Origin of the sequence: Janthinobacterium breve, assembly GCF_051380895.1 — a bacterium.
Classification (GTDB): Bacteria; Pseudomonadota; Gammaproteobacteria; order Burkholderiales; family Burkholderiaceae_D; genus Janthinobacterium.
The window spans coordinates 389108-413116 of record NZ_JBNYXY010000008.1 but is presented as its reverse complement, the minus strand read 5'-3'; the positions used below and the strand labels follow the sequence as shown (position 1 = coordinate 413116).

Genomic DNA, 24009 nt, shown 5'->3' with positions numbered 1-24009 from the left:
GCGTGTTCAATGCCTGTAGACCATTACGAAAATTTCCCTGTTGCATCATTCCTGCTGCCGCGCCGCCTGGTGCCCGCCGTCGAAGCCATCTATGCCTTCGCCCGCAGCGCCGACGACCTGGCCGATGAAGGCGACGCCACGCCGGCCGAACGCCTGGCCGCTCTGCACGCCTACGAAGAGGCGCTGGGTCGCATAGCCCGCCAGGAAGGCCATGCCGGCGAGAACGCCGCCATGTTCGAACGCCTGGCCGCCGTCATCGCCAAATTCCAGCTGCCGCTGAAGCCGTTTTACGATCTGTTGTCGGCCTTCAAGCAAGATGTGCAAACGACGCGCTATGCCAGTTACGACGACCTGCTCGACTACTGTGCCCGCTCCGCCAACCCCGTAGGGCTGCTGATGCTGCACCTGTACGGTGCAGCCGATGAACAGAATGTACGCGATTCCGATGCGATATGTTCAGCTTTGCAACTAATTAATTTCCTGCAAGACGTCGCCATCGACCAGCAAAAAGAGCGCATCTACCTGCCGATGGAAGACTTGAGCCGCTTTGCCGTCTCCGCCGCCGCCTTCGAGCGGCCCGAGGCGCATGGCAAGTGGAGCGCCCTGATGCGCTTTGAAGTGGCCCGCACGCGCGCCCTGATGCTGTCCGGCGCGCCGCTGGCCCTGCGTTTGCGCGGGCGCATCGGCTGGGAACTGCGTCTCGTGGTGCAAGGGGGCTTGCGCATCCTCGAAGCCATCGAAGCCGTCAATTACGACGTCTTCCGGCGCCGCCCCAAGCTGGAGAAACGCGACTGGCTGATCATTTTCTGGCGCGCCCTGCGCATGTCGCGCAAAAGCCTGCATCAAGAGACACAAGTAAAAACGGCTTTTCCCCCGTCGCCCACTCTGTAAGACGATAGAATAGCGGCTTCGATCTGCAACCCTTGCTCTTTTGACTATGTCTCCCGACGAATACTGCCAACAAAAGGCCGCCCAGAGCGGTTCCAGCTTCTATTACAGCTTCCTGTTCCTGCCTGCCGAACGCCGCAAGGCGATCACGGCCCTGTACGCCTTCTGCCGCGAAGTCGATGACACGGTCGATGAATGCACGGACGAAGCCGTGGCACGCACCAAGCTGGTCTGGTGGCGCAAGGAAGTCAAGGCCATGTACGAGGGCAACCCCACGCATCCCGTGATGCGCGCGCTGCAGCCGCACCTGGACGTGTACAAACTGGAAGAAAAGCATTTGCAGGCCATCATCGACGGCATGGAAATGGACTTGAACCAGACCCGCTACCTCGATTACCAGGCCATGAGCCGCTATTGCTGGCATGTGGCCAGCGTGGTGGGTATCTTGTCGGCCAGCATTTTCGGCGCGACGCGCCCGGAAACCCTGCTGTACGCGGAAAAACTGGGCCACGCCTTCCAGCTGACCAACATCATCCGCGACGTGGGCGAAGATGCGCGCAAGGGGCGCATCTACCTGCCGATCAGCGAGTTGCAGCAATTCAATGTAACGGCGGCCGACCTGCTGAACGCGCGCCACAGCGAAAATTTTGAAAACCTCATGCGCTTCCAGGTGGCGCGCGCGCAAAAGGCGTATGACGAAGCGTTCGCCCTGCTGCCGGCCGAAGACCGCCGTGCCCAGCGCCCGGGCCTGATCATGGCGGCCATCTACCGCACGGTGCTCAATGAAGTCGAGCGCGACGGCTATCACGTGCTGAAACAGCGCATCTCGCTGACGCCGATCCGCAAACTGTGGCTGGCCTGGAAGACCTGGGTTCGTGGCTGAGAGTAGCGTGAAGCAACGCTACGCCGTCATCGGCGCCGGCTGGGCCGGTTGCGCGGCGGCCATGGAACTGGCACGCGCCGGCCATGCCGTCACCGTCTTCGAAGCGGCGCGCACCTTGGGCGGACGGGCGCGCCGCGTCGAACGCGAAAGCACCGTGCTCGACAACGGCCAGCACATCTTGCTGGGCGCCTACACGGAAACCCTGCGCCTGATCAAACTGGCAGGACAAGACGCCAGCGAGCTGATCCTCACCCTGCCCCTGCAGATGCGCTATCCGGCGGGTTCTGGCGGCATGGATTTCATCGCGCCGCGCCTGCCCGCACCGCTGCACCTGGCATGGGCCCTGCTGCGCGCCACAGGTTTACAGGGCGCCGACAAGCTGGCCCTGATGCGCTTTTCCACCGCCATGCGGACGATGGACTGGCAACTGTACAACGATTGCACGGTCAGCGAATTGCTGCTGCGCTTCGACCAGACGGACCGCTTGAACCGGCTGATGTGGCACCCGCTGTGCCTGGCCGCGCTGAATACCCCGCCCGAACGAGCCTCGGCCCGCGTCTTCCTCAACGTGCTGCGCGACAGCCTGGGGGCGAGCCGCCGGCGCGCCTCCGACATGCTGATCCCGAAAGCGAACCTGAGCGCCCTGTTCCCCGAAGCGGCCGCCCGCTACCTGGCCCAGCATGGCGGCGCAGTGCGCACGGGCGCCAAGGTCGCCTCCTTGCACGCCTTGCCCGATGGCCGCTGGCAGCTTGATGACGGCGTCGATGACGGCGAGCACTATGACGGCGTGATCGTCGCCACCTCGTCCGTGCAGGCCGCCAGCCTGCTGCAAAGTTTGCACGACGCACGCCTCGGCGATGCGATTGAGCGAATGCAAGCTTTCACGCCGGAAGCCATCAGCACCTGCTACCTGCAATACGACGCCACCGTGCGCCTGGACTTGCCGTTCTACGCCCTCGTCGATGCACCACAGCAGCAGCACTGGGGCCAGTTCGTCTTCGACCGGGGCCAGCTCGACGCCAGCCAGGCGGGCTTGCTGGCCGTCGTCATCAGCGCGTCCGGACCTGCCGCCGAGCAAGGCCATGGGCCGCTGGCGCAAGCCATCGCCGCCCAGCTGGCGCAGGTGCTGCAGCGTCCGGACCTGGCGCAGCCCGTCTGGACCCAGCTGATCACGGAAAAGCGCGCCACCTTTGCCTGCACGCCGGACCTGGCGCGCCCCGGCAACGCCAGCGGCGCGCCGGGCCTGCTGCTGGCCGGCGACTACACGGCCAATGCGGACCGGACGCAGGACTATCCGGCCACCATCGAGGCGGCCGTGCGCAGTGGCGTGGCGGCGGCCAGGGCCGTCACTGCGGGCAAGATGGCAAAGTAGACTTGACGGTGCATCCTGCCCTGGTGTCGCTCGCCCCCGCGAAATTGCATTCTGTCGCACCGCACTGGTGCGCCTGCGTGCGCTTGGGTACAGTCTGATCATCGACAACGGCCATGCCACGGGGAATACCATGCACACCACCTTGCACTTGAAAAACAGCTTGAAAGCCGTGGCGCTGCTGGCTTGTGTGGCGCTGGCCACCCTGATCGTCATCCACGTACAGCAAGCGCCACATGCGCCATTGCTGCTGAGCCAGGCAAGCATGCTGCTGCCGGCAGTGGGCTGAAACGGCGAAGCGGACGGACAGGAAGAATATGATGAACAAACAAGATTATCTCGACGCGCTGCGGCGTGCGCTGGCAGGCTTGCCACCAGACCTGGTGGCCAAGACCCTCGACTATTACGAACAAACCTTCATCGAAGGCGCGGCGGCGGGCCGCAGCGAGCACGAGATCGCCGACGACCTGGGCGAGCCGAAAAAAATCGCCCTGACCTTGCGCAGCAGCACCCACCGCCAGGCTTTCGAACACAAGAAAACCCCCGTCAACCTGCTGCGCCTGCTCATCTCGCTGCTGGGCCTGGCCATCTTCAACCTGTTCATGGTCGTGCCTGCCGCCGTCTACGCGGCCCTGCTGGCCACCCTGTACGCCGTCGGCCTGAGCTTTTACCTGGCCGGCATCGCCATCACGGCCAGCGGCTTGTCCGGTGCCAACGAACTGGTGCTCGATGGCCCGCTGCGCCATGTCTTCATCCATGACGATGACGGCGGCGAAGACGGCGAGCGGCGCGAGACGCGCATTACCATCGGCGACACGGGCATCGAAGTCGACCACCTGCCCGGCCCCTCGCAGCGTGAACCGGCCGACCCCGGAGCCCCGGGCGCTTCGTCGCGCATGATGGAGCGGGCCGAAGCGCTGGCTGGTGGCGGCATCCGCATCTCCACCGACATGGACCGCGATGCGCGCACCACGCAAACCGTCTTCGGCGTGGGCATGCTGCTCGGCGGCATCGCCATCTTCCTGCTCAGTCTGGTGGTCACGCGCTATACACTGATCGGCATCAAGCGCTACATCGCCATGAATGTCTCCCTGCTCAAAGGTCACTAGAAAGACTGCCATGAAACGCTTGCTCAAAGTTGGCCTGTCCATGCTCCTGCTGGCACTGGTCCTGATCGCCATGTCGTATGCCGCGCTGCGCGCCAAGGGAATCAGCAATCCCAGCAGCGCTGCGGGCCGCGCCGTGCGCAGCGAAACGCGCCCGATTTCCGCCGATATCAACAGCATCGACCTGGCCGGCCCCATCGACCTGGTGCTGCGCCGCGGCGCCACGCCATCGATGAAGGTGAGCGGCGAGCAGCGTTTGCTGTCGAACGTCGCGACCACCGCCGATGGCACGACCCTGCATATCGGCCCGAAAGGCATGCTGTTCCACCATCGCCAGCCGCTGCAGGTGGAACTGGTGCTGCCATCGCTCGTGCGCATGGAAGTGCATGGCAATGGCGACAGCAAGATCACGGGATTTTCCGGCGACAGTTTCATCCTGGAATTGACCGGTTCGGGCGACGTCAGCTTCACGGGACGCTACAAGCAGGTGTCGGCCACCGTCAACGGCAGTGGCGATCTCGACATCAACGGCGGCAACAGCGACAGCGTGGTGCTGGAAATGGTGGGTTCGGGGCGCATCGCCGCCAGCGGCAACACGAAGTTCCTGCGTGCCGACCTGAGCGGCTCAGGCGATATCGATGCCGAACACCTGGCGGCCGACAAGGCCAGCGTCAGCCTGCAAGGCTCGGGCCAGAGCACCGTCTTCGTGCGCGATGCCGCCAACCTCACCTTGCGCGGCAGCGGCGACATCCACGTCCACGGCAACCCGCGCCAGCGCGATGCGCAAAAGAGTGGTTCCGGCGACATCATCTGGCATTGAGCGGGCTGCCCCCCGAGCCTGCCCCCTACTGCGCCTCGCCCTGCCGCAACTGACGCACACGCTGCACGAGTTTGCCAATGGCGTAGACCAGCATTAACAGGCCGGCGCCAGTGACAACGCTCGCCCGGGGCTCCGCCAACAAGACATGGCGTGATGCTGGCGCAACGACCACCAGAAAGAATGGCAATCCGCTTACCAGCAAGAGGACCAGGCTGCGCTGGTATTTCCGCACCTTCGATGGTACATCCGTGAAAATTTCGGGAATTTTTCCATCCACCACAGGTTTGCGCCAGCAACGCCATCCCCCCACATCCACCACGCGTTCCCAGCCTCCATCGACAAATAATTGCGTATAGACAGGATCCGCCTTTACGCCCGAAAAATCCCAGCGATATGCCATGTCCGCCGGTGCGCCGCGCTCGAACGTCATGCGAATGCCGAGGGCATCGCTGGCATGCAAGTGCAGTCCCTGCCGCGCCTGCTCTTGCAGCCAGCGCTCATGCATCCCGTCTTGCCACACCCACCACCATTTGAATTTCTTGACCAGTTGCTTGCTCATGCCGTGCCCCCCTGCAAAAGTGACAATGTTTTTTTCCCTGTGGCTGCCATGATGTCCAGGCGCCGAACCTGCTCGGCAAGGACCCGTCGCCCCCTGTCGGTCATGCCATACACCTTGCGCCGCTCCTCTTCCCTGAGCTTGACGACCAAGCCCTGCCTTTCCAGCGTGGCAAAGGCGCCGTACAAGGTGCCCGGGCCGATGCTGACGCTGCCTTGGCTGAGCATGTCCACCTTTTGCATGACGGCATAGCCATGCATGGGTTCATGCAGGCAGGCGAGCACATAAAATGTGGCCTCGGACAGCGGCAGGTAGTGCGAGAAATTGATATCTTCCATGCTACCTCCATATCGATACTCGCTATATCGTGAATCGATATATCGATCATCGATATTAACGCCTGTCATTATTTATTGTCAACAAGATTATCGAGGGAGAAAACAGCGGAAGAGCTTACGCCGCAGCAGCGCGCGGGCGCATGGCGAGGAATCAGACGCAGCGCGCCTCGAGCCAATGGATGGCCTGCTCGCCGGCCGCCTTGCCTTGCGCCAGGCAGGCCGTCAGCAGGTAGCCGCCCGTGGGCGCTTCCCAGTCCAGCATTTCGCCGGCAACGAACACGCCCGGCATGGCGCGCAGCATGCAGCCGTCGATACCGTCGAAGGCCACGCCGCCGGCGCTGCTGATGGCTTCATCGATGGGACGCGGACGCACGAGCATGACGGGCAGCAGCTTGATGGCGCGCGCCAGTGTGGCTTCATCGGCAAAGTCGGCCGCGCCCAGGCATTCGCGCAGCAAGCCCGATTTCACGCCTTTGATGCCCAGCCGGCTTTGCAAATGGCTGGACATGGAGCGGGCGCCGCGCGGGCGCGTGACTTCCTCGAAGACCCGTTCATGGCTGTGGTCGGGCGCCAGGTCCAGCCAGATGGTGGTGTGGCCCTCAACGGCGATCTGCTCGCGCAGTGCGGCCGACAGCGCATAAATCAGGCCGCCTTCGACGCCGCCCGCCGTGATGACGCACTGGCCCTGGCGCTTGACCGTCAAACCATCAATGTCATGCGCCGTGATGGCCACCGTGGCCAGATGCTCGCCCGCGTAACGGCTGCTGAAATGCGCGCCCCAGTCCACATCGAAGCCACAATTGGCCGGCGCCAGCGCCGCCACCGCCACGCCCTGCCCTTGCAGCAGCGGCACCCAGGCGCCGTCCGACCCGAGGCGCGCCCAGCTGCCGCCACCCAACGCCAGGATCACGGCGTCGAAGGAGCGCAGGCGTTCACCGTCCGGCGTGGCAAACGCCAGCTGGCCGTCGTGCCAGCCCGTCCAGCGGTGGCGCATGTGAAATTGCACGCCCGCTTCGCGCAAGCGGTGCAGCCAGGCGCGCAGCAAAGGCGCGGCCTTCATGTCGGTCGGAAAAACGCGGTTCGAGGAACCGACGAAGGTGTCCACGCCCAGGCCATGCACCCAGTCGCGCACCTTCTGCGGGCCAAACTGGTCCAGCGTGGGTTTCAGGCGGTTGGCCTGCCTGGCGTAGCGCGAGACAAAGGCCTGGTAGCCTTCCGCGTGCGTGATGTTCATGCCGCCGCGTCCGGCCAGCAGGAATTTGCGGCCAACGGAAGGCATGGCGTCGAACAATTCCACCTGTGCCCCGTGGTCGGCGGCCGCCTGGGCGGCCATCAGGCCGGCGGGACCGCCTCCGATGACGGCGATGTGAAACGGAGGGGAGCTGGAATTGGTCATGGCAAGCTGGGAAGACGGTGAAAACCCCGGCATTTTAGTCGAGATTGGCCCGGATATGGCCCGCCGATGGCGATCCCGCCCAAAAATGAGGCATACTGCGCCAGGCATGCTGCAACGATGAGCAGTTTCATATCACTTGACGACGTGACACGAGAGGAGAAACACATGGGTGCAGGATTCTGGATTTCCCGCTATTTGCTGGCCAGTTCGATTTTATTCATCATCCTTTCAGTGGTCGAGTACAGCAAGGGCACGACCAGCCAGGCCGATATCGTCAGTGCCCTGGCCTGGTCGCTGGTGGCGTCGGCCATCTTCATCGGCTCGAAATACTGGCGCCACAAGAAAGCCATCGCCTGCGCCACCTGCAGCGATACCACGGCCAGCAAGCCGAAAAGCAAGTCCTCATGAAAAAACGGCCACTTCGATGAAGTGGCCGTCTCATTTGGCAAGCCCGATCAGCCGCCCGTCACGGGCGGGAAGAATGCCACTTCATCGCCGTCCGCAATCACGGTGCCGGCATCGCACATCACCTGATTATGCGCCATGCGCAGCGCACGGCCCTGCGCCAGCGCATATTCCCAGTTGCCGCCACGGGCGATCAGCAAAGAGCGCACGTCACCGACCGTCCGCAACGACTCGCTCACCTCCAGCACTTCCTGGGCCGTGCCCACCAGCTCGCGTACGCTGGCAAAAAAACGCAGATTGATCTTCATCGACACTTCCTTAGTACAGCAATTCGTTAAACGGGATAAAGCGCAGCATGTCGCCGCGCGCAATCGACAGCCCCGGCGGGCAATCGATCAAGCCGTCGCCCCACACGGTGGATGTCAGCACGCCCGAACTCTGGTTGGCGAACAGTGCCAGTTCACCCTCGTCATTAACCTTGGCGCGCAAAAACTCGTTGCGCTTGTCCGCCTTCAGGCGCTCAAACGCGGCCGGCAGTTTGTAGCTGCGTGGCGCCAGATTTCCCGCCACGCCTTGCAGGCGCAGGATGAACGGGCGCACGAACAGCAAGAACGTGACAAAGCTGGACACGGGATTGCCGGGCAAGCCGACAAAGAACGCATCCTGCACTTCGCCAAACGCCAGCGGTTTTCCCGGTTTGACGGCGATCTGCCACATGTTCAGCCGCCCTTCCGCTTCCACGGCCGGCTTGACATGGTCTTCCTCGCCCACGGACACGCCGCCCGAGGTGATGATCAAATCATTGCCCTGGGCCGCCTGGCGCAGCACGGCGCGCGTGGCCTCCAGGCTGTCGGGCACGATGCCCAGGTCCGTGATGTCGCAGCCGAGGTTTTCCAGCAGGCCGCGCAGGGTAAAACGGTTCGAGTTGTAGACGGCGCCCGGCGCCAAGGGTTCACCGGGCATGGCCAGCTCGTCACCCGTGAAAAACACGGCGACGCGCAGCTTGCGCAGCACGGGTACTTGCGCCAGGCCCACCGAGGCGGCCAGCCCCATTTCCTGGCTGCGCAGGCGCCGGCCCGCACCGAGGATCTCGCCACCGGCGCGGATATCCTCGCCCTGGCGGCGCACCCATTCGCCCGCATGCGGCACGTGATTGACCGTCACCACGCCGTCCGCCACGGTGCACTGCTCCTGCATCACCACGCAATCGGCGCCGTCCGGCAACAGAGCGCCCGTAAAAATGCGCGCCGCCGTCCCCGGCTGCAGGGGCTGGCCCACGTGGCCGGCCGCGATGCGCTGCGACACGGGCAAGCTGGCCGCGCCGCTGGCGCAATCGCTCGCGCGCACGCAATAGCCATCCATCTGCGTGTTGTCGCGCTCGGGCACGTTCAGGGTCGACGTTTGCGCCGTGGCCAGCACGCGGCCGTTGGCGCGCATGGTGTCGACCAGCTCGACCTCGGTCACCGGGCGCGCCGCGCCCAGCATGAAGGCTTGCGCCTCGGCCACCGACAGCATCGGTTTGCGTTGTGCGGTCGGATCGCTCATCACAAGCCCGTATTTGCGGCGATGTACGCCTTCATCTTTTCCACGTCGGCATCCATCACGACGAACTTTTGCGGCAAGTCTTCGATGTTCTCGAAGCCCTTTGGCCGTTCCGCGTCCACGCCCAGCGCTTCCAGGATGGTTTCGTTGAACTTGGCCGCCAGCGCCGTTTCCAGCACGATCATCGGCACATTCGGCTCCAGGTGTTCGCGCGCCACCTTGATGCCGTCGGCCGTGTGCGTGTCGATGGTGATGCCGTAGTCATCGGCCACGTCGCGGATGGTGTCGAGGCGGTCCTGGTGCGTGGACTTGCCCGACTTGAAGCCATACTTGGCTACCAGTTTGAACTCGTCGCCATCGCTGCCTGGCTTGCCGGACAAATCGAAGCCGCCGTGCGTTTCCACTTTGGTAAACAGCGCGCGCACACGGTCGCTGTCGCGGCCCACCAGATCGTAGACGAAGCGCTCGAAATTCGACGCTTTCGAGATATCCATCGACGGGCTGCTGGTGTGGTAGGTTTCGGCCGACCTGCGCACCCGGTACACGCCCGTGCGGAAGAATTCGTCGAGCACGTCGTTTTCATTCGTCGCCGCCACCAGTTTCGAGATGGGCAAACCCATCATGCGGGCGATATGGCCGGCGCAGATATTACCAAAGTTGCCCGACGGCACCGTGAACGACACTTTTTGCTCGTTGCTGGTGGTGGCCGCCAGATAGCCGCGGAAGTAGTACACGACTTGCGCCACGACACGCGCCCAGTTGATGGAATTGACGGTGCCGATCTTTTGCTTTGCCTTGAACGGCAAATCGTTCGAGACGGCCTTCACCATGTCCTGGCAGTCGTCAAACACGCCTTCGACGGCGATGTTAACAATGTTCGGGTCTTGCAGGCTGAACATCTGCGCCGTCTGGAAGGCGCTCATTTTCTTGTGCGGCGAGAGCATGAAGACGCGGATGCCCTTCTTGCCGCGCATCGCGTATTCGGCCGCGCTGCCCGTGTCGCCCGACGTGGCCCCAAAAATATTGAGTTCGGCACCCGTCTTGGCCAGCGTGTATTCAAACAGGTTGCCCAGCAGCTGCATGGCCATGTCCTTGAAGGCCAGGGTCGGGCCGTTCGACAGCGCCTGCAGCATCAGGGTGGTCTGGCCGCCTTTGACGACGTTTTCTTCGAGCACGCGCAGCGGCGTGATGTCGGCCGCGTTTTCGCCGGCGCGGGCATTCTTGTAGACAGCCTTGGTATAGGTTTTCGCCGTCAGTGCCTTCAGGTCCGCGGCCGGGATATCGGTGGCGAACTTCTTCAGGATTTCGAATGCCAGGTCGGCATACGACAATGTACGCCAGGCATTGAGCTCGGCACCAGTGACTTGCGGATAATGTTCTGGGAGATACAGTCCGCCATCGGGGGCCAGGCCGCCCAGGAGGATGTCGGAGAATTGCTGCAAAGATGACTGTTGCGACTGCAATGGCGCTGTATCAGCGCGGGTAGACACGTAATGCATAGATTTGAAGAGTCCAGTTGAGCTGAGAGCGGTTGATCATGAATGGCAGCGGATATTATAGTGCCAGCCGCTCCCCAAGGCGAATCACATGCGTACGCAGCCGGCCCGGCCTCCGCGCCTGTTGTCAAACAGCAGCGCCCGGCAGAGCTGAAACCATTGCACTTTGGCATTTTTTTATGGTGAGATCAACGCCCCTCGTAAAGATGCGTCCGCATACTGGCGTGCGCGCCTGATTTGCGCCACACTGGTACTTGTCGGCCGAATTGCGGCCATTCATGGAACCGGCCATGTCGCTGAGTAAAAAACCGTATTTGCAAAGCGCCACGCTGCGCGCTGACGCCGTCGTCGATCTGGACCACTATCCGTTCACCATCCCCGCCATCCGCGACTTCGTGCACATGGACTTTCACCGCGACGTGACGTTTTTCGTGGGCGAGAATGGCAGCGGCAAGTCGACCATGCTCGAAGCCCTGGCCGTGGGACTGGGTTTCGGCAAGGATGGCGGCACGCGCAATGTGCGCATCGCCCTGCCGTCGGACGAGGAATCGGGCTTGCACGCACACTTGCGTCTGAGCAAGAGCTACAAGAAGCCCGATGACAGTTATTTTTTACGCGCCGAGAGCTTTTTCAATGTCGCCACCTACATGGACGACATGCCCGAATACCTGGGCAGCTACGGCGGCAAGTCACTGCACGCGCAATCGCATGGCGAAGCGTTCATGGCGACCCTGATCAACAAGCTGCGGGGCAAAGGCTTGTATCTGCTGGACGAACCGGAGGCGGCGCTGTCGCCCAGCCGCCAACTGGCGGCCCTGTCGGTGATCCACCAGCTGGTGCAGGACGATTCGCAGCTGATCATCGCCACCCACTCGCCCATCCTGCTGGCCTACCCGAACGCGAAAATCCTGATGTTTACGGGCGGCGGCATCCACGAAGTGGCGTATGAAGATACGGAACACTACGCCGTGACGCGCGATTTCCTGAATAACTACCCCAGGAGGCTGGAGCAGTTGTTTGAGGAAGAGTGAGGGTGCAATTAAGACGCAGCGGAAATCTGGGGTCAGACCCGGCGGGTCTGACCCCGGCACTTAGCAGGCTGCATGATTGACCGTGATGACATGCACGGCAAGCCCGCCCAAAGACGTTTCCTTGTACTTGTCCTGCATGTCCGCGCCCGTCTGGCGCATGGTTTCGATGACTTCGTCGAGGCTGACGAAGTGCGTGCCGTCGCCCTTCAGCGCCAGCGAGGCGGCCGTGATGGCTTTTACGGCGCCCATGCCATTGCGCTCGATGCAGGGAATCTGCACCAGGCCGCCGATGGGGTCGCACGTCATGCCCAGGTGGTGTTCGATGCCGATTTCGGCCGCGTTTTCGATCTGTTCATTCGTGCCGCCCAGGGCAGCCACCAGGCCGGCCGCCGCCATGGCGCAAGCCACGCCCACTTCGCCCTGGCAACCCACTTCGGCGCCCGAGATCGAGGCATTGCGTTTGCACAACATGCCGATGGCGGCCGCCGTCAGCATGAAACGGCGCACGCCGCCAACCGGGTCGCTGGGGCGGCAATCCTGCGCATAGTAGCGCAGCACGGCCGGGATGATGCCGGCGGCGCCGTTGGTCGGCGCCGTGACGACGCGCCCGCCGGCCGCGTTTTCCTCGTTGACGGCCATCGCATACAGGCTGACCAGGTGCACGGCGTCGTGCGGCAAGTCGTTGGCGCGGTTATCGGACGCCTTCGCCTCCTGCGCCAGACGCCATAATTTGGCGGCGCGGCGCTTCACGTTCAAGCCGCCCGGCAGGTTGCCCGTCGTCTCCAGGCCGTGCGCGATGCAGTCGCGCATGACGTGCCAGATGCGGTCCAGTCCTTCATTGAGTTCGGTCTCGCTGCGCTTGACGCACTCGTTGGCGCGCAGCATTTCCGGGATCGACAAACCGCTTTCCACGCCATGCGCCAGCAACTGCTCCATGGTGTCGAAGGGGAAGACGACTCTGGCGCTGGCTGCCGACTCCACGGCGGCTTCCGCCTGGGCTTCGCCTGCCTCGCGGATAAACCCGCCGCCGATCGAGTAATACACCTTGTCGATGCGGCTGCCGTCCGCCAGTTTCAGGGTAAAGCGCATGCCGTTCGGATGCTCGGGCAGCGATTCGCTCTTGTGCCAGATCAAACCCGTGGCAGCCGTAAACGGCACCACGTGCGTGCCCAGCAGCGCGATTTCGCCGGCTGCCTCGATGGCGGCCAGCTTGCTGTCGACGGCATCGGGCGCCACGTCCTGCGGCGTTTCACCCATCAAGCCCAGAATGACGGCCTTGTCCGTGGCATGGCCCACGCCCGTCAGCGCCAGCGAGCCATACAGGGCCGCCTCGACGCCCACTACCTGGTCCAACGGACCGTATTCGACCAGAAAACGCCGCGCCGCCGCCATCGGCCCCACCGTATGGGAACTCGACGGCCCGATGCCGATCTTGAACAGGTCAAATACGCTCATATCCATGTAGTGTCTCTTTATATTAGTATGTTTTTATGAATGCTGGTGTGGGACTCAGGCTGCCTTGGCCGCCGGCCCCGCGTCGACGTTGGCCAGCATGTCCGTGACCATCTGCTCGACGCCGATCTGCGCCTTCCAGCCCCAGTCCGCGCTGGCCTTGCTGTCGTCCAGGCTTTGCGGCCAGCTGTCGGCGATGGCCTGGCGGCTGTCCGGCTTGTAGCTGATCTTGAAGTCCGGCACCATGTGCACGATGGCTTTGGCCAGCTGCTCCGGGTTGAACGACACGCCGGCCACATTGTAGGACGAACGGATCTTGATCGATGCCGCCGGCGCGTCCATCAGTTCGATGGTGGCGCGGATCGCATCGGGCATGTAAATCATCGGCAAGGTGGTGTTCGCATCGAGGAAGCAGTCATAGCGTTCGCCGCGCAAGGCCGCGTGGAAGATGGCGATGGCGTAATCGGTGGTGCCGCCGCCCGGAGGCGATTTATAGCTGATGATGCCCGGGTAACGGATGCTGCGCACGTCCACGCCATACTTGTTGAAGTAGTACTCGCACAGGCGCTCGCCGGCCAGCTTGCTGATGCCGTACATCGACGTCGGGTCCATCACCGTCATTTGCGGCGTGTTCACTTGCGGCGTGTTCGGGCCAAAGGCGGCGATCGACGATGGCCAGAAGATACGCAAAGGCTTGCCCGCTACGCCCCGCTCGCGCGCCAGTTCCAGGATATTCAGCAAGCCATCCATGTTCAGGCTCCACGCCTTCAATGGCGCCGCCTCGCCCGTGGCCGACAGCATGGCCGCCAGCTGGTACACCTGAGTGATGCCTTCGTCGGCGATGATAGTCGCCAGGCCGTCCTTGTCCAGCACATTGAGCTGGGCATAGCGCTTGGCCTGGTACAGATTATTCGTGCCGATGTCGCTGGCGATGACGTTGTCCGCGCCGTGCTGCTGCGCCAGCGCGCCCACCAACTCACTACCGATTTGGCCGTTTGCGCCAATGACTAAGATGCGTTCCATGCTATTTTCCTGAATTCTTATTAGTTAGTAGTGGTGGTAGTGGTCAGCAGACCGAGTTCCTTGCCGGCCTGCTCGAACGCAGCCAGCACTTGCACCAGCTGTTCGCGCGTATGCGCAGCCGACAGCTGCACGCGGACACGGGCCTGGCCCATCGGCACGACCGGGTAGAAGAAGCCCGTCACCAGCACGCCCAGTTCATACAGGCGGGCGGCGAATTGTTGCGCCACGGGGGCGTCGAACAGCATCACCGGCACGACCGGATGGGTGCCTGGCTTGATGGTAAAACCGATGCGTTCGATTTCGCTGCGGAAGAAAGCCGTGTTTTCATGCAGGCGGTCGCGCAGTTCCGTCGACTTGGCCAGGCGCTCAAGCACCGACAGCGAAGCGCCGGCAATCGATGGCGCCAAGGTGTTCGAGAACAGATAAGGGCGCGATTTCTGGCGCAGGGTGTCGATGACTTCCTTGCGCGCCGAGGTAAAGCCGCCCATGGCGCCGCCCAGGGCCTTGCCCAGGGTGCCCGTAATGATGTCGATGCGGCCCATTACATTGTGGTGTTCGTGCGTGCCGCGGCCCGTCGCGCCCATGAAGCCGGAAGCGTGGCATTCGTCGATCATCACCAGCGCGCCGTATTGGTCGGCCAGGTCGCAGATCTTGTCGAGCTGCGCAATCGTACCGTCCATCGAGAACACGCCGTCCGTGACGATGACCTTGTGGCGCTTGCCTGCGGCGACGGCCGCTTGCAGCTGCACTTCCAGGTCGGCCATGTCGTTGTGCGCGTAGCGGTAGCGGCCAGCCTTGCACAGGCGGATGCCGTCGATGATGGAAGCGTGGTTCAGCGCGTCCGAGATGATGGCGTCATTTTCATCGAACAGGGGCTCGAACACGCCGCCGTTGGCGTCGAATGCGGCCGCGTAGAGTATGGTGTCCGCAGTGCCCAGAAAAGCGGAGATGGCCTGTTCCAGTTCCTTGTGCACGGTTTGCGTGCCGCAGATGAAGCGCACGGACGACAGGCCGTAGCCGTATTTCTGCGTGGCGGCAATGGACGCTTCCTGCGTCTGCAGGTCGCCGGACAGGCCCAGGTAATTATTCGCACACATATTGATCAGGGTACGGCCATCGTCGCACACCACTTCGGCGCCCTGGCGCGAGGCGATCACGCGCTCGGACTTGTACAAGCCCTGCTGGCGCAGTTGATCGAGATTCTGTTGCAGACCGCTGAAAAAGGTGTTCTTCGCTTGCTCGCTCATGATGATCCTTGTGTGTCCCTGTTGTATGGATGGTATCCGGGTGACCTCAGCCTCCATAGGGGGAGCGGCCGCTTGACCGGTGCGCGCAGTATGCTGTACCGTGAAGCGCTGTTTGAAGTCTACACGTTTCCGTGTTTTTCTTCAAAATCCACTATGTCGAACTGAAATTCAATATAGTGGATATTACCCAAGCCTATTGAACTTTGCAAGCCACCTGCCGATGAAAACCAGCGTTTCGACCAATTCTCCCCCTGAAGTGGGTGCCACCCTGCAACGGCTGCGCCTGGCGCGCGGCCTGACACTGGAGGATTTGTCGCGCATTGCGGGCGTATCGAAGTCCATGCTGTCGCAAATCGAGCGCGAAAAAGCCAATCCCACCATCGCCATCACCTGGCGCCTGGCCAACGCCCTGGGCGTGCAGATCGGCGAATTGCTCTCCAGCGCAGAAAAGGCCGTGGAAACCATCCGCATCACGGATGCCCACGAAACCCCCACCCTGCCCGGCGACCATGCGGGTTACGTGCTGCGCATCCTGGGGCCGATGGAACTGGCCGGCAAATATGAATGGTATGAAGTGACCCTGGCGCCGGGCGGCGAACTGGCGTCGCAGCCGCACGACCCGGGCACCACCGAGCATTTGACGGTTATCCACGGCAACCTGGAGCTGGAAGTGGGCACGGCAAAGAAAAAAGTCAAGAATGGCGGCACGGCACGCTATCCGGCGGACCAGCCGCATACCATCCGCAATCTGGGAAAAACTGAAGGAAAAGCTTTACTGGTGGTGATCCATAGATAGTTGCTTTTCAGCGGTGTGCAATAAGCTCTTTCACCCATGCTAAGATTTTAGAATAGACAAGATTTTCACTGTCTTTCATGGAGCCTTAGCAATGACGATTTCCGAAAGCACCACCCTCTTCCACCAAAAAAAGGTCGTCCAGTACGATCCTGATATTGCGCTGCAATCCGGGCAGGATATCGTCTACCGCCTCTCGCTCGAGTATGACGACAAGCGCAAGATGCCGGACTTGATCGCCGGCTTCCTGGAAAAAACTGACAAGAATGCGCTTGAGGCGCTGATCATCGGCATGTGGGGCGACCCCTACGAGGCGGGCGCCGACGAGGTGATCGCCGCGCTGGCCAGCCACGCGCCGCAGCTGCCCAACTTGCGCGCCCTGTTCATCGGCGACATGACGTACGAGGAATGCGAAATCTCGTGGATCGTGCAAGGCAGCTACAAGCCCCTGTTGGACGCCTTCCCGCAGTTGCAGGAATTGCGCATTCGCGGCGGCAATGAACTCGTCATCGAGCCGTTCGCGCACCAGCACCTGCGTCGCTTCACCATCGAAGCGGGCGGCCTCGATCAAAAGATCGCCGAAGCGCTGGCACAATCGAGCATGCCGCAGCTGGAACACCTGGAACTGTGGCTGGGCACGGACGAGTATGGCTTTTCCGGCGATGTCGCCCTGTACCGCAAGGTGCTGGCGCAGCTGACCGTGCCGACCCTGCGCTACCTGGGCTTGCGCGACGCGCAAATCGCCGACGACCTGGCCGTGTGGCTGGCGGAAGAACCGCTGGTGGCGCAGCTCGACACGCTGGACCTGTCGCTGGGCACCATCGGCGACCTGGGCGCCGTGGCCGTACTCAATCACACGCAGCTGGGCAAGTTGAAGCGCCTGGACCTGTCGCACCATTACATTTCCGAGGAAAACCAGGCCAGGCTGAAGGCGCTGCCCTTCGAGGTGGTGCTGGACGATCCGCAGGAAGAGGACGAAGACGACGGCGAAAGCTACCGCTACGTGGCCGTCGGCGAGTAGTCATGGTCAAATAGGCGGATTCCCACTTTGCCAACGCCTCTCACCCTGCTGGCCACCAGCGGCAGCAAGCGCGTGCGCCTGATGCAGGCGGCGCGCGCGCAACTGCGCCTGCCGCCCGCGCAAGTGCTGGAGTGGCGCGACTGGCTGGCGCAGCCGGCGCTACTGGAGGAGGCATTGCGCCAACACTGCCTGTTGAAGATCGAACCGCCCGGCGACGATCCCGCCGCCCATTTGCTATTGCTGCAGGCGGGCTGCCGGTTGCTGGACCGTCCCCTGGTCGATGCGCCCGCGCATGGCGAGCTGCTGGCCATGGATGCCTGGTTTGCCGGCTTTGCCGCCGCCATGGTCTCCCTGGCGGCGCAACTGGCTGACCTGCCGCAGGCGCGCGCCTTCAATGCGCCGACCGAGATCAGCCTCATGACGGACAAGCTGGCGTGCCAGCGCCATCTGGCTGCGCACGGCGTGCCCATACCCGCCCTGCTTGGGCCCGTGCATGGCTACGAACATTTGCAGTCGCTGCTGCGCGAACATGAGCTCGACCGCGTGTATCTGAAACCGCGCTACGGCTCGTCCGCGTCCGGCGTCGTCGCCTACCGGCGCAACCGGACGGGCCGCCAGCAAGCCACCACCTCGGCCGCCTTGTCGCGGGCGGACGGCCAGACACGTTTGTTCAATGTCAAGCGCATGGCGCGCTACGAGGCGGAACACGACATCGCGGCCCTCGTCGACGCGCTGGCCGCGCAAGAGCTGTACGCGGAAACATGGCTGAGCAAGCCGCGCTGCGGCGACAGCCACTACGACTTGCGCGTGGTGACCGTGGCGGGCCAGCCCGCGCACCGGGTGGCGCGCATCGGCGACCAGATGATGACCAATCTGCACCTCGACAACCGACGCGGCGACGCGGCTGGCCTGCTGGACGCCGCCGACATGCAGGCACTGGAGGAAACCGCCGTCCTGGCCGCGCGTGCCTTCCCTGCCAGCCAGGTGACGGGCTACGACCTCGTTGTGCGCCAGGGCCAGGCCCGCGTGCTCGAAGCGAATGCCTTCGGCGACCTGCTGCCAGGTTTGCTTTGGCAAGGCGCGGACACTTACACAGCGCAACTGACACATGTTTAAAGACACACCGAACATCCCCGACATGCACGCCGTCGTGGGCAGCCACGACATCGTTTTCATCACGCTCGACACCCTGCGCTTTGACGTGGCGCAAGCGCTGTACGAGGCAGGCGAACTGCCCGTGCTGGGACGTTTTCTACCACCGGGTGGCTGGGAACGGCGCCACTCGCCCGCCACGTTTACGTATGCCGCGCACCAGGCTTTCTTCGCGGGCTTTTTGCCCACGCCGGCCGCGCCCGGGCGCCATCCGCGCCTGTTCGCTTCCGCCTTCGCGGGCAGCGAAACGACATCGCCGCACACGTTTGCGTTCGAGGAAGCGTACCTTCCCGCCGCGCTGGCCGCGCGCGGCTACCGCACCCTCTGCATCGGCGGCGTGGGATTCTTTAATAAACAAACGGCGCTGGGCTCCGTGCTGCCGTCGCTGTTCCAGGAAAGCCACTGGAGCGCCGGCATGGGCGTGGCCAGCCGCCATTCGACGCAACAGCAGGTGGCGCTGGCCATAGCCCGCCTGGCGGACGGCGCGCAGCGCACCTTTTTATTCATCAACGTGGCCGCCCTGCATACGCCGAACCGCGCCTACCTGCCCGGCTGCCGCGCCGACTGCCTTGAAAGCCATGCGGCGGCCCTGCGCTACGTGGATAGCGCGCTGGCGCCCCTGTTTTCCGCCTGCGCCGCGCGCGCGCCCACGTTTGCCATCATTTGCTCGGACCACGGCAGTGCGTATGGCGAAGACGGTTACCGGGGCCACAGGGTCGCCCACGACAGCGTGTGGAACGTGCCATATGCGCACTTCTTCATCGCCCCCGATACCGATACACATCCCAAAGAGTCCCAAGAGTGATCCCTTCCGAACAAGCTGACACCCTGGCGCAGCGCATGCGCCACACGCCCTACCAGGCGTATTCCTACTCGTACCCGCACAAGGCGGCTTACCGCGCCTTGCCACAGGCGGCGCCGCTGGCGCCCCTGTGGGCGCAGCAAGACCGCTCCGCCCTCTTCGCCTACATCCACATCCCGTTTTGCGAGATGCGCTGCGGCTTTTGCAACCTGTTCGCCATGGCCCGGCCCGGCGCCGACATGGTGGAACGCTATGTGCAGCAAGTGCTGGTGCAGATGCGCGCCCTGGCCGGCGCGCTGGGCGAACGGCGCTTTGCCCGCTTCGCGCTGGGCGGCGGCACGCCCACCTATCTGTCGCCCGCGCAGCTCGACATCCTGCTGTGCGGCGCGCGCGATATCCTCGGCATTAACCTGCAACACACGCCGGCCGGCATCGAGGCGTCACCCGAAACCATCACGGCGGAACGGCTTGCCGTCTGCCGCGCGCATGGCATCGACCGGGTCAGCCTGGGCATCCAGAGCTTTGCCGCCGGCGAGATGCGCGCGCTGGCCCGGCCCCAGCAAAACGCTACCGTCCATCACGCCATCGGCCTGATACGCGCGGCGGGCTTTCCCACCCTGAACTTGGACCTGATCTACGGCATCGCCGGGCAAACCATCGCCAGCCTGCTGGCCTCCATCGACAGCGCGCTGGCCTTCGCGCCCGAGGAAATCTATCTGTATCCGCTGTACGTGCGCGAGCAGACGGGTCTCGGCAAGGTGGCGCGCCGCCAGGGCGCGCAGTCGCTCAACCCCATCCTGCTAGCGCGGGACGGCGACAGCCGTTTGGCCCTGTACGCGGCCGCGCGCGACCATTTGCGGGCGCAAGGCTACGAACAGGTATCGATGCGCATGTTCCGCGCGCCCCATGCGCCGGAACAGAACGGACCATCGTACTGCTGCCAGAATGATGGCATGGTGGGTCTGGGTGCGGGCGCGCGCTCCTACACCTCGCGCCTGCATTATTCGAGTGAGTACGCGGTGGCGCGCACGGACACCATCAACATCATCGAACAGTATCTGGCGTTCGATGAAGCGCGCTTTGCGCAGGCCGAACATGGCCATGTGCTCGATGACGCAGAACAGCGCCGCCGCTACGTGATCCAGTCGCTGCTGACTGAACCGGGCCTGGACCGCGACGCCTACACGGCGCGCTTCGGCACGCGCTGCGAAGAAGACTTGCCGCAACTGGCCGAGCTGCACGCGCTGGAATTGGTAGCGGAAGATGGCCCGCTGCTGCGCCTGAATGACCGGGGCTACAGCTACGCCGACACCATCGGCCCCTGGCTCGTCTCCGATACGGTGCGTGCGCTGATGGCCGAAGGCGGTCAGGCGTGCTGACAACACAGCCTGACACTTTATCCCTGCTGTACCGGGGCACGCTATCGAGCTGCAACTACGCCTGCGGCTACTGCCCGTTTGCCAAGAAGCGCGACAGCCACGCCGCGCTGACCCGCGACGCGGGCGAAGTGGCGCGTTTTACCAGCTGGGTGGCGGCGCAAAAGCGGAACATCAGCGTCCTGTTCACGCCCTGGGGCGAAGCACTGGTGCGGCGCCACTACCGCACGGCCATGCAGGCGCTGGCCGCACTGCCCCACATGCGCCAGGTGGCGCTGCAAACGAATCTGTCCGGCCCCTTAGGCTGGCTGGATAACATGGAGGGGCTGGAAAAAATCGGCCTGTGGTGCACCTACCACCCGGACCAGACGACACTGGCCCGTTTTCTCGCACGCTGCGCGCGCCTGGACGCCATGGGCGTGCGCTATTCCGTGGGCGTGGTGGCGATGACCGAACACCTGGACGCCATCCGCGCCCTGCGCGCGGCCCTGCCCGCCCACGTCTACCTGTGGCTGAATGCCTACGACCGGCGCGGCCCCCACTACTACAGCGTGGAAGACCTGGCCTGGCTCGATGCCATTGACCCGTGGTTTGCGCAAAACCGCCGCCCGTCGCCCTCGCGCGGCAAACCTTGCCTGGCGGGCGAAGCGTCGCTGTCCGTCGATGGCGACGGCGAACTGGCGCGCTGCCACTTCGTGCCCGAGCGGCTGGGGAATCTGTACACGGACGAACTGTCGGACATGCTGCAGGAACGCCGCTGCCCCCGTTTCAAGTGCGACTGCTATATCGGTTATGCGCAGCGCAAAGATTTGCCGTTTCAGGCGATGTTTGGGGTGGGGGTATTGGCGAGGATAACCCCGCTAAATGCTGGGGTCAGTCACTGCGTGATCGCAATGCGCTCCACTGGAACGCATTGCCCCGGCGGGTCTGACCCCGGTACTGCAACTACCTGATTACTGCGCCGCCACCTTGGCCGGCTCCGCCACTACTGGCGTCATCTTCAGCGAACGGCTAAGGAAGCCCCAGCGGTCCGCCACTTCTTCGATCTGCTTGGTCGTCGGCTTGCCGGCGCCATGGCCGGCCTTGCTGTCGATGCGGATCAGCACGGGTGCCGCGCCGCCCTGCGCTGCCTGGGCGGCGGCGGCGAACTTGAAGCTGTGGGCAGGCACGACGCGGTCGTCATGGTCGGCCGTGGTGATCATGGTGGCCGGATAGCAGCCGCCCGCCTTCAGGTTGTGCAGTGGCGAGTATTTCACCAGCGCCTTGAACTGCTCGGCGTCGTCCGACGAACCATAGTCAGGCACCCAGCCCCAGCCCACGGTGAACTTGTGGAAGCGCAACATGTCGAGCACGCCCACTTGCGGGATGGCTGCGGCGAACAGGTCCGGACGCTGCGTCATGGCCGCGCCCACCAGCAGGCCGCCATTGCTGCCGCCGCCAATCGCCAGTTTCGATGGCGAGGTGACCTTGTTGTCCACCAGCCACTGCGCTGCGCCGATAAAATCGTCGAACACGTTTTGCTTGTTCAGCTTGGTGCCAGCCTGGTGCCAGGCTTCGCCGTATTCGCCGCCGCCGCGCAGGTTGGCCATCACGTAGACGCCGCCCATTTCCACCCAGGCAAGATTGGCCACGGAGAAGCTAGGCGTGAGCGAAATATTGAAGCCGCCATAGCCGTACAGATAGGTCGGATTCGTGCCGTCCAGCTTCATGCCTTTTTTCGAGACGATGAACATCGGCACCTTGGTGCCATCGCGGCTGGTGAAGAATTGCTGGCGCGTTTCAAAGGCGTTCGGGTCAAAATCGACCTTCGGCTGACGGTACACGCTGCTCTTGCCCGATTTCATGTCGTAGCGGTAGATGGTCGCTGGCGTCGTGAAGCTGGTGAACGAGTAAAACGTTTCCGTGTCGCCACGCTTGCCGGCAAAGCCGCCCGCCGAACCGATACCCGGCAAGGCCACTTCGCGCACCAGCTTGCCCTTCAAGTCGACGATCTTGATTTGCGTTTGCGCATCTTTCAGGTAGTCGAGCACCAGCTGGTTGTTGATCAGGTTGACGGCGACCAGGGTTTCCGCGCTTTGCGGCACGATTTCCTTCCAGTCGGCCGGCGCCGGTTTGCGCGTATCGATGGCGATCACGCGCGATTTTGGCGCCTGCTTGTCCGTCTTGAAGAAGAACACGGGACCGTCATTGTCGATGAAGGAGTAGGAAGCGTCGAACGCTTCCAGCAAGCCCACCACCTTGGCATTCTTCTGGCGCAAGTCCTTGTAAAAGACGCGGTTCTTGCGTTCCGTGCCTTGCGTGGCCGTGATGATCAAATAATTGCCGTCGTCGCTGACGGTGCTGCCGCCAAACGCCCATTCTTTCTGGTCGGGACGGTCGAAGACCAGCATGTCGTCGCTTTGCGGCGTGCCGATCTTGTGGAAATACAATTTCTGGAAGTAATTGATATCGGCCAGCTTGGTCGCTTCATTCGGCGCGTCATAGCGGCTGTAGAAGAAACCGGTGTTGTCCTTGGTCCACGAGGCGCCCGAGAACTTGGCCCACTTGATGTGGTCCGTCAAATCCTTGCCCGATTCGATGTCGCGCACTTTCCACTCGTTCCAGTCGGAACCGGAAGCGGACGTGGCGTAAGCCAGGTATTTGCCGTTCGGGCTGATCGAAGTGCCGGCCAGAGCCACCGTGCCATCGGTGGACAGGGTGTTCGGGTCCAGCAGCAGACGGGGCTCGTCCGTCAGTTTTTTCACCGTGTACAGCACGGCCTGGTTCTGCAAGCCGTCGTTGCGGCTGTAGAAGTAACGGCCGCCCTGCTTCGTTGGCGTAGAGAAACGCTCATAATTCCACAGCTTGGTCAGGCGCTGCTTGATCGCGGCGCGCTCGGGGATGGTGCCCAGGTACGACTGCGTCAGCTTGTTTTGCGCCGCCACCCATTCGCCCGTCTCGGCGCTGTTGGCATCTTCCAGCCAGCGGTAGGGGTCGGCAATGGTGGTGCCGAAATAGCTGTCTTGCTGGTCGACTTTTTTGCTGACCGGATACGTCACGGGAGCGCCATCGCCGGCCGGGCAAGATTGCGCCATGGCATTGCCACCGAAAGCGGCCAGCAGGCTGAATATGAGGGTTGCACTACGTAATTGCATGGGTTGTTTGTCTCATTGTTGGATGTCGAGGAAAGCAGGCCGTGCAAACTCACGCTGCGGCTGCCCATGTTGACTTTCGCCAAAAGAAATCATAGCGCGGATTGCCACTTTTAAAGCACAGTTATCTGATGGATTTGCCGTCTTTTATTTGGAAAATTCACAGGAAACGCCGTGGTAAA

24 protein-coding genes are annotated in these 24009 nt (G+C 63.0%); 14 read left to right on the top strand and 10 right to left on the bottom strand.

Translation table 11 applies throughout. The features are described 5' to 3' along the window. The first annotated feature begins 9 nt into the window (after nt 1-9). From hpnC to ACQ4W0_RS18310, 6 genes are all read left to right on the top strand, one after another. On the top strand, nt 10-891 hold the full coding sequence (hpnC, locus tag ACQ4W0_RS18335; protein WP_436578035.1) for a squalene synthase HpnC: 882 nt from the start codon (nt 10-12) through the stop codon (nt 889-891). A gap of 46 nt (nt 892-937) precedes the next feature. Beyond that, a complete protein-coding gene (hpnD, locus tag ACQ4W0_RS18330) occupies nt 938-1771 on the top strand; it encodes a presqualene diphosphate synthase HpnD (protein WP_436578057.1) in 834 nt (277 codons plus the stop codon). After that, complete coding sequence (gene hpnE / locus ACQ4W0_RS18325) at nt 1764-3143, top strand: hydroxysqualene dehydroxylase HpnE (RefSeq protein ID WP_436578034.1); 1380 nt, start codon at nt 1764-1766, stop codon at nt 3141-3143. Before hpnD ends, hpnE begins: the two co-directional genes overlap by 8 nt. Nucleotides 3144-3273: 130 nt before the next feature. After that, nucleotides 3274-3429 (top strand): hypothetical protein, encoded by a 156-nt coding sequence (locus tag ACQ4W0_RS18320; protein ID WP_436578033.1) that lies wholly within the window; start codon nt 3274-3276, stop codon nt 3427-3429. A 28-nt stretch (nt 3430-3457) separates the two neighbouring features. After that, on the top strand, nt 3458-4249 hold the full coding sequence (locus tag ACQ4W0_RS18315; RefSeq protein WP_436578032.1) for a DUF1700 domain-containing protein: 792 nt from the start codon (nt 3458-3460) through the stop codon (nt 4247-4249). A gap of 10 nt (nt 4250-4259) precedes the next feature. Further along, nucleotides 4260-5066 (top strand): head GIN domain-containing protein, encoded by an 807-nt coding sequence (locus ACQ4W0_RS18310; protein WP_436578031.1) that lies wholly within the window; start codon nt 4260-4262, stop codon nt 5064-5066. A 25-nt stretch (nt 5067-5091) separates the two neighbouring features. Here the strand turns inward: ACQ4W0_RS18310 and ACQ4W0_RS18305 are convergent, their stop codons facing one another. The 3 genes from ACQ4W0_RS18305 to ACQ4W0_RS18295 form a co-directional block, all read right to left on the bottom strand. Next, nucleotides 5092-5625, bottom strand: a complete 534-nt coding sequence (locus ACQ4W0_RS18305; protein ID WP_436578030.1) for a DUF2812 domain-containing protein — start codon at nt 5623-5625, stop codon at nt 5092-5094. After that, the gene (locus tag ACQ4W0_RS18300; protein WP_436578029.1) at nt 5622-5960 is read right to left on the bottom strand and encodes a PadR family transcriptional regulator; all 339 of its coding nucleotides are present in this window, start codon (nt 5958-5960) and stop codon (nt 5622-5624) included. The genes ACQ4W0_RS18305 and ACQ4W0_RS18300 overlap by 4 nt, the downstream gene beginning before the upstream one ends. Nucleotides 5961-6111: 151 nt before the next feature. Beyond that, the gene (locus ACQ4W0_RS18295) at nt 6112-7356 is read right to left on the bottom strand and encodes a TIGR03862 family flavoprotein (protein WP_436578028.1); all 1245 of its coding nucleotides are present in this window, start codon (nt 7354-7356) and stop codon (nt 6112-6114) included. A gap of 165 nt (nt 7357-7521) precedes the next feature. Between ACQ4W0_RS18295 and ACQ4W0_RS18290 the strand changes: the two genes are divergently transcribed. Next, a complete protein-coding gene (locus ACQ4W0_RS18290; RefSeq protein WP_436578027.1) occupies nt 7522-7764 on the top strand; it encodes a hypothetical protein in 243 nt (80 codons plus the stop codon). A gap of 47 nt (nt 7765-7811) precedes the next feature. Here the strand turns inward: ACQ4W0_RS18290 and moaD are convergent, their stop codons facing one another. Genes moaD through thrC form a run of 3 tightly spaced genes read right to left on the bottom strand, consistent with a single transcriptional unit; the run spans nt 7812 to nt 10802 of the window. Beyond that, nucleotides 7812-8069, bottom strand: coding sequence for a molybdopterin converting factor subunit 1 (moaD, locus tag ACQ4W0_RS18285; protein WP_436578026.1), 258 nt, complete (start codon nt 8067-8069; stop codon nt 7812-7814). Nucleotides 8070-8079: 10 nt separating this feature from the next. Next, nucleotides 8080-9306 (bottom strand): molybdopterin molybdotransferase MoeA, encoded by a 1227-nt coding sequence (locus tag ACQ4W0_RS18280; RefSeq protein ID WP_436578025.1) that lies wholly within the window; start codon nt 9304-9306, stop codon nt 8080-8082. After that, nucleotides 9306-10802, bottom strand: coding sequence for a threonine synthase (thrC, locus tag ACQ4W0_RS18275; protein ID WP_436578024.1), 1497 nt, complete (start codon nt 10800-10802; stop codon nt 9306-9308). The genes ACQ4W0_RS18280 and thrC overlap by 1 nt, the downstream gene beginning before the upstream one ends. A 287-nt stretch (nt 10803-11089) precedes the next feature. Between thrC and ACQ4W0_RS18270 the strand changes: the two genes are divergently transcribed. Further along, complete coding sequence (locus ACQ4W0_RS18270; protein WP_180977463.1) at nt 11090-11830, top strand: AAA family ATPase; 741 nt, start codon at nt 11090-11092, stop codon at nt 11828-11830. Between the two features lie 60 nt (nt 11831-11890). Here the strand turns inward: ACQ4W0_RS18270 and ACQ4W0_RS18265 are convergent, their stop codons facing one another. Genes ACQ4W0_RS18265 through kbl form a run of 3 tightly spaced genes read right to left on the bottom strand, consistent with a single transcriptional unit; the run spans nt 11891 to nt 15552 of the window. Beyond that, nucleotides 11891-13291, bottom strand: a complete 1401-nt coding sequence (locus ACQ4W0_RS18265; protein WP_436578023.1) for an L-serine ammonia-lyase — start codon at nt 13289-13291, stop codon at nt 11891-11893. Nucleotides 13292-13339: 48 nt separating this feature from the next. Then, the gene (locus ACQ4W0_RS18260; RefSeq protein ID WP_436578022.1) at nt 13340-14305 is read right to left on the bottom strand and encodes an NAD-dependent epimerase/dehydratase family protein; all 966 of its coding nucleotides are present in this window, start codon (nt 14303-14305) and stop codon (nt 13340-13342) included. A gap of 20 nt (nt 14306-14325) precedes the next feature. Next, complete coding sequence (gene kbl, locus ACQ4W0_RS18255) at nt 14326-15552, bottom strand: glycine C-acetyltransferase (RefSeq protein WP_436578021.1); 1227 nt, start codon at nt 15550-15552, stop codon at nt 14326-14328. A gap of 220 nt (nt 15553-15772) precedes the next feature. Here kbl and ACQ4W0_RS18250 point away from each other — a divergent pair, with 220 nt between their 5' ends. The 6 genes from ACQ4W0_RS18250 (at nt 15773) to ACQ4W0_RS18225 (ending at nt 21649) form a co-directional block, all read left to right on the top strand. Then, on the top strand, nt 15773-16348 hold the full coding sequence (locus ACQ4W0_RS18250) for a helix-turn-helix domain-containing protein (RefSeq protein ID WP_034751403.1): 576 nt from the start codon (nt 15773-15775) through the stop codon (nt 16346-16348). A 91-nt stretch (nt 16349-16439) separates the two neighbouring features. Then, nucleotides 16440-17366 carry an STM4015 family protein gene (locus ACQ4W0_RS18245; protein ID WP_436578020.1) on the top strand — a complete coding sequence of 309 codons (927 nt, stop codon included), beginning with the start codon at nt 16440-16442 and terminating at the stop codon, nt 17364-17366. 27 nt (nt 17367-17393) lie between these two features. Further along, nucleotides 17394-18482: an STM4014 family protein gene (locus ACQ4W0_RS18240; protein ID WP_436578019.1), complete on the top strand. Its 1089-nt coding sequence runs from the start codon at nt 17394-17396 to the stop codon at nt 18480-18482. After that, nucleotides 18475-19323 carry an STM4013/SEN3800 family hydrolase gene (locus ACQ4W0_RS18235; RefSeq protein WP_436578018.1) on the top strand — a complete coding sequence of 283 codons (849 nt, stop codon included), beginning with the start codon at nt 18475-18477 and terminating at the stop codon, nt 19321-19323. The genes ACQ4W0_RS18240 and ACQ4W0_RS18235 overlap by 8 nt, the downstream gene beginning before the upstream one ends. Then, nucleotides 19320-20699: an STM4012 family radical SAM protein gene (locus tag ACQ4W0_RS18230; protein WP_436578017.1), complete on the top strand. Its 1380-nt coding sequence runs from the start codon at nt 19320-19322 to the stop codon at nt 20697-20699. Before ACQ4W0_RS18235 ends, ACQ4W0_RS18230 begins: the two co-directional genes overlap by 4 nt. Beyond that, nucleotides 20693-21649 (top strand): STM4011 family radical SAM protein, encoded by a 957-nt coding sequence (locus ACQ4W0_RS18225; protein ID WP_436578016.1) that lies wholly within the window; start codon nt 20693-20695, stop codon nt 21647-21649. The genes ACQ4W0_RS18230 and ACQ4W0_RS18225 overlap by 7 nt, the downstream gene beginning before the upstream one ends. Here ACQ4W0_RS18225 and ACQ4W0_RS18220 read toward each other — a convergent pair whose 3' ends face one another. Continuing rightward, entirely contained in the window at nt 21650-23830 is a 2181-nt protein-coding gene (locus ACQ4W0_RS18220) for a prolyl oligopeptidase family serine peptidase (protein ID WP_436578015.1), read from the bottom strand. It abuts the gene before it with no gap. Nucleotides 23831-24009: the final 179 nt, after the last annotated feature.

Coding starts and splice junctions, on each gene's coding strand:
- hpnC (WP_436578035.1), top strand. CDS start 10: ATGCCTGTAGACCATTACGAAAATTTCCCTGTTGCATCATTCCTGCTG.
- hpnD (WP_436578057.1), top strand. CDS start 938: ATGTCTCCCGACGAATACTGCCAACAAAAGGCCGCCCAGAGCGGTTCC.
- ACQ4W0_RS18320 (WP_436578033.1), top strand. CDS start 3,274: ATGCACACCACCTTGCACTTGAAAAACAGCTTGAAAGCCGTGGCGCTG.
- ACQ4W0_RS18315 (WP_436578032.1), top strand. CDS start 3,458: ATGATGAACAAACAAGATTATCTCGACGCGCTGCGGCGTGCGCTGGCA.
- ACQ4W0_RS18310 (WP_436578031.1), top strand. CDS start 4,260: ATGAAACGCTTGCTCAAAGTTGGCCTGTCCATGCTCCTGCTGGCACTG.
- ACQ4W0_RS18305 (WP_436578030.1), bottom strand. CDS start 5,625: ATGAGCAAGCAACTGGTCAAGAAATTCAAATGGTGGTGGGTGTGGCAA.
- ACQ4W0_RS18300 (WP_436578029.1), bottom strand. CDS start 5,960: ATGGAAGATATCAATTTCTCGCACTACCTGCCGCTGTCCGAGGCCACA.
- ACQ4W0_RS18295 (WP_436578028.1), bottom strand. CDS start 7,356: ATGACCAATTCCAGCTCCCCTCCGTTTCACATCGCCGTCATCGGAGGC.
- ACQ4W0_RS18290 (WP_436578027.1), top strand. CDS start 7,522: ATGGGTGCAGGATTCTGGATTTCCCGCTATTTGCTGGCCAGTTCGATT.
- moaD (WP_436578026.1), bottom strand. CDS start 8,069: ATGAAGATCAATCTGCGTTTTTTTGCCAGCGTACGCGAGCTGGTGGGC.
- ACQ4W0_RS18280 (WP_436578025.1), bottom strand. CDS start 9,306: ATGAGCGATCCGACCGCACAACGCAAACCGATGCTGTCGGTGGCCGAG.
- thrC (WP_436578024.1), bottom strand. CDS start 10,802: ATGCATTACGTGTCTACCCGCGCTGATACAGCGCCATTGCAGTCGCAA.
- ACQ4W0_RS18270 (WP_180977463.1), top strand. CDS start 11,090: ATGTCGCTGAGTAAAAAACCGTATTTGCAAAGCGCCACGCTGCGCGCT.
- ACQ4W0_RS18265 (WP_436578023.1), bottom strand. CDS start 13,291: ATGGATATGAGCGTATTTGACCTGTTCAAGATCGGCATCGGGCCGTCG.
- ACQ4W0_RS18260 (WP_436578022.1), bottom strand. CDS start 14,305: ATGGAACGCATCTTAGTCATTGGCGCAAACGGCCAAATCGGTAGTGAG.
- kbl (WP_436578021.1), bottom strand. CDS start 15,552: ATGAGCGAGCAAGCGAAGAACACCTTTTTCAGCGGTCTGCAACAGAAT.
- ACQ4W0_RS18250 (WP_034751403.1), top strand. CDS start 15,773: ATGAAAACCAGCGTTTCGACCAATTCTCCCCCTGAAGTGGGTGCCACC.
- ACQ4W0_RS18245 (WP_436578020.1), top strand. CDS start 16,440: ATGACGATTTCCGAAAGCACCACCCTCTTCCACCAAAAAAAGGTCGTC.
- ACQ4W0_RS18235 (WP_436578018.1), top strand. CDS start 18,475: ATGTTTAAAGACACACCGAACATCCCCGACATGCACGCCGTCGTGGGC.
- ACQ4W0_RS18220 (WP_436578015.1), bottom strand. CDS start 23,830: ATGCAATTACGTAGTGCAACCCTCATATTCAGCCTGCTGGCCGCTTTC.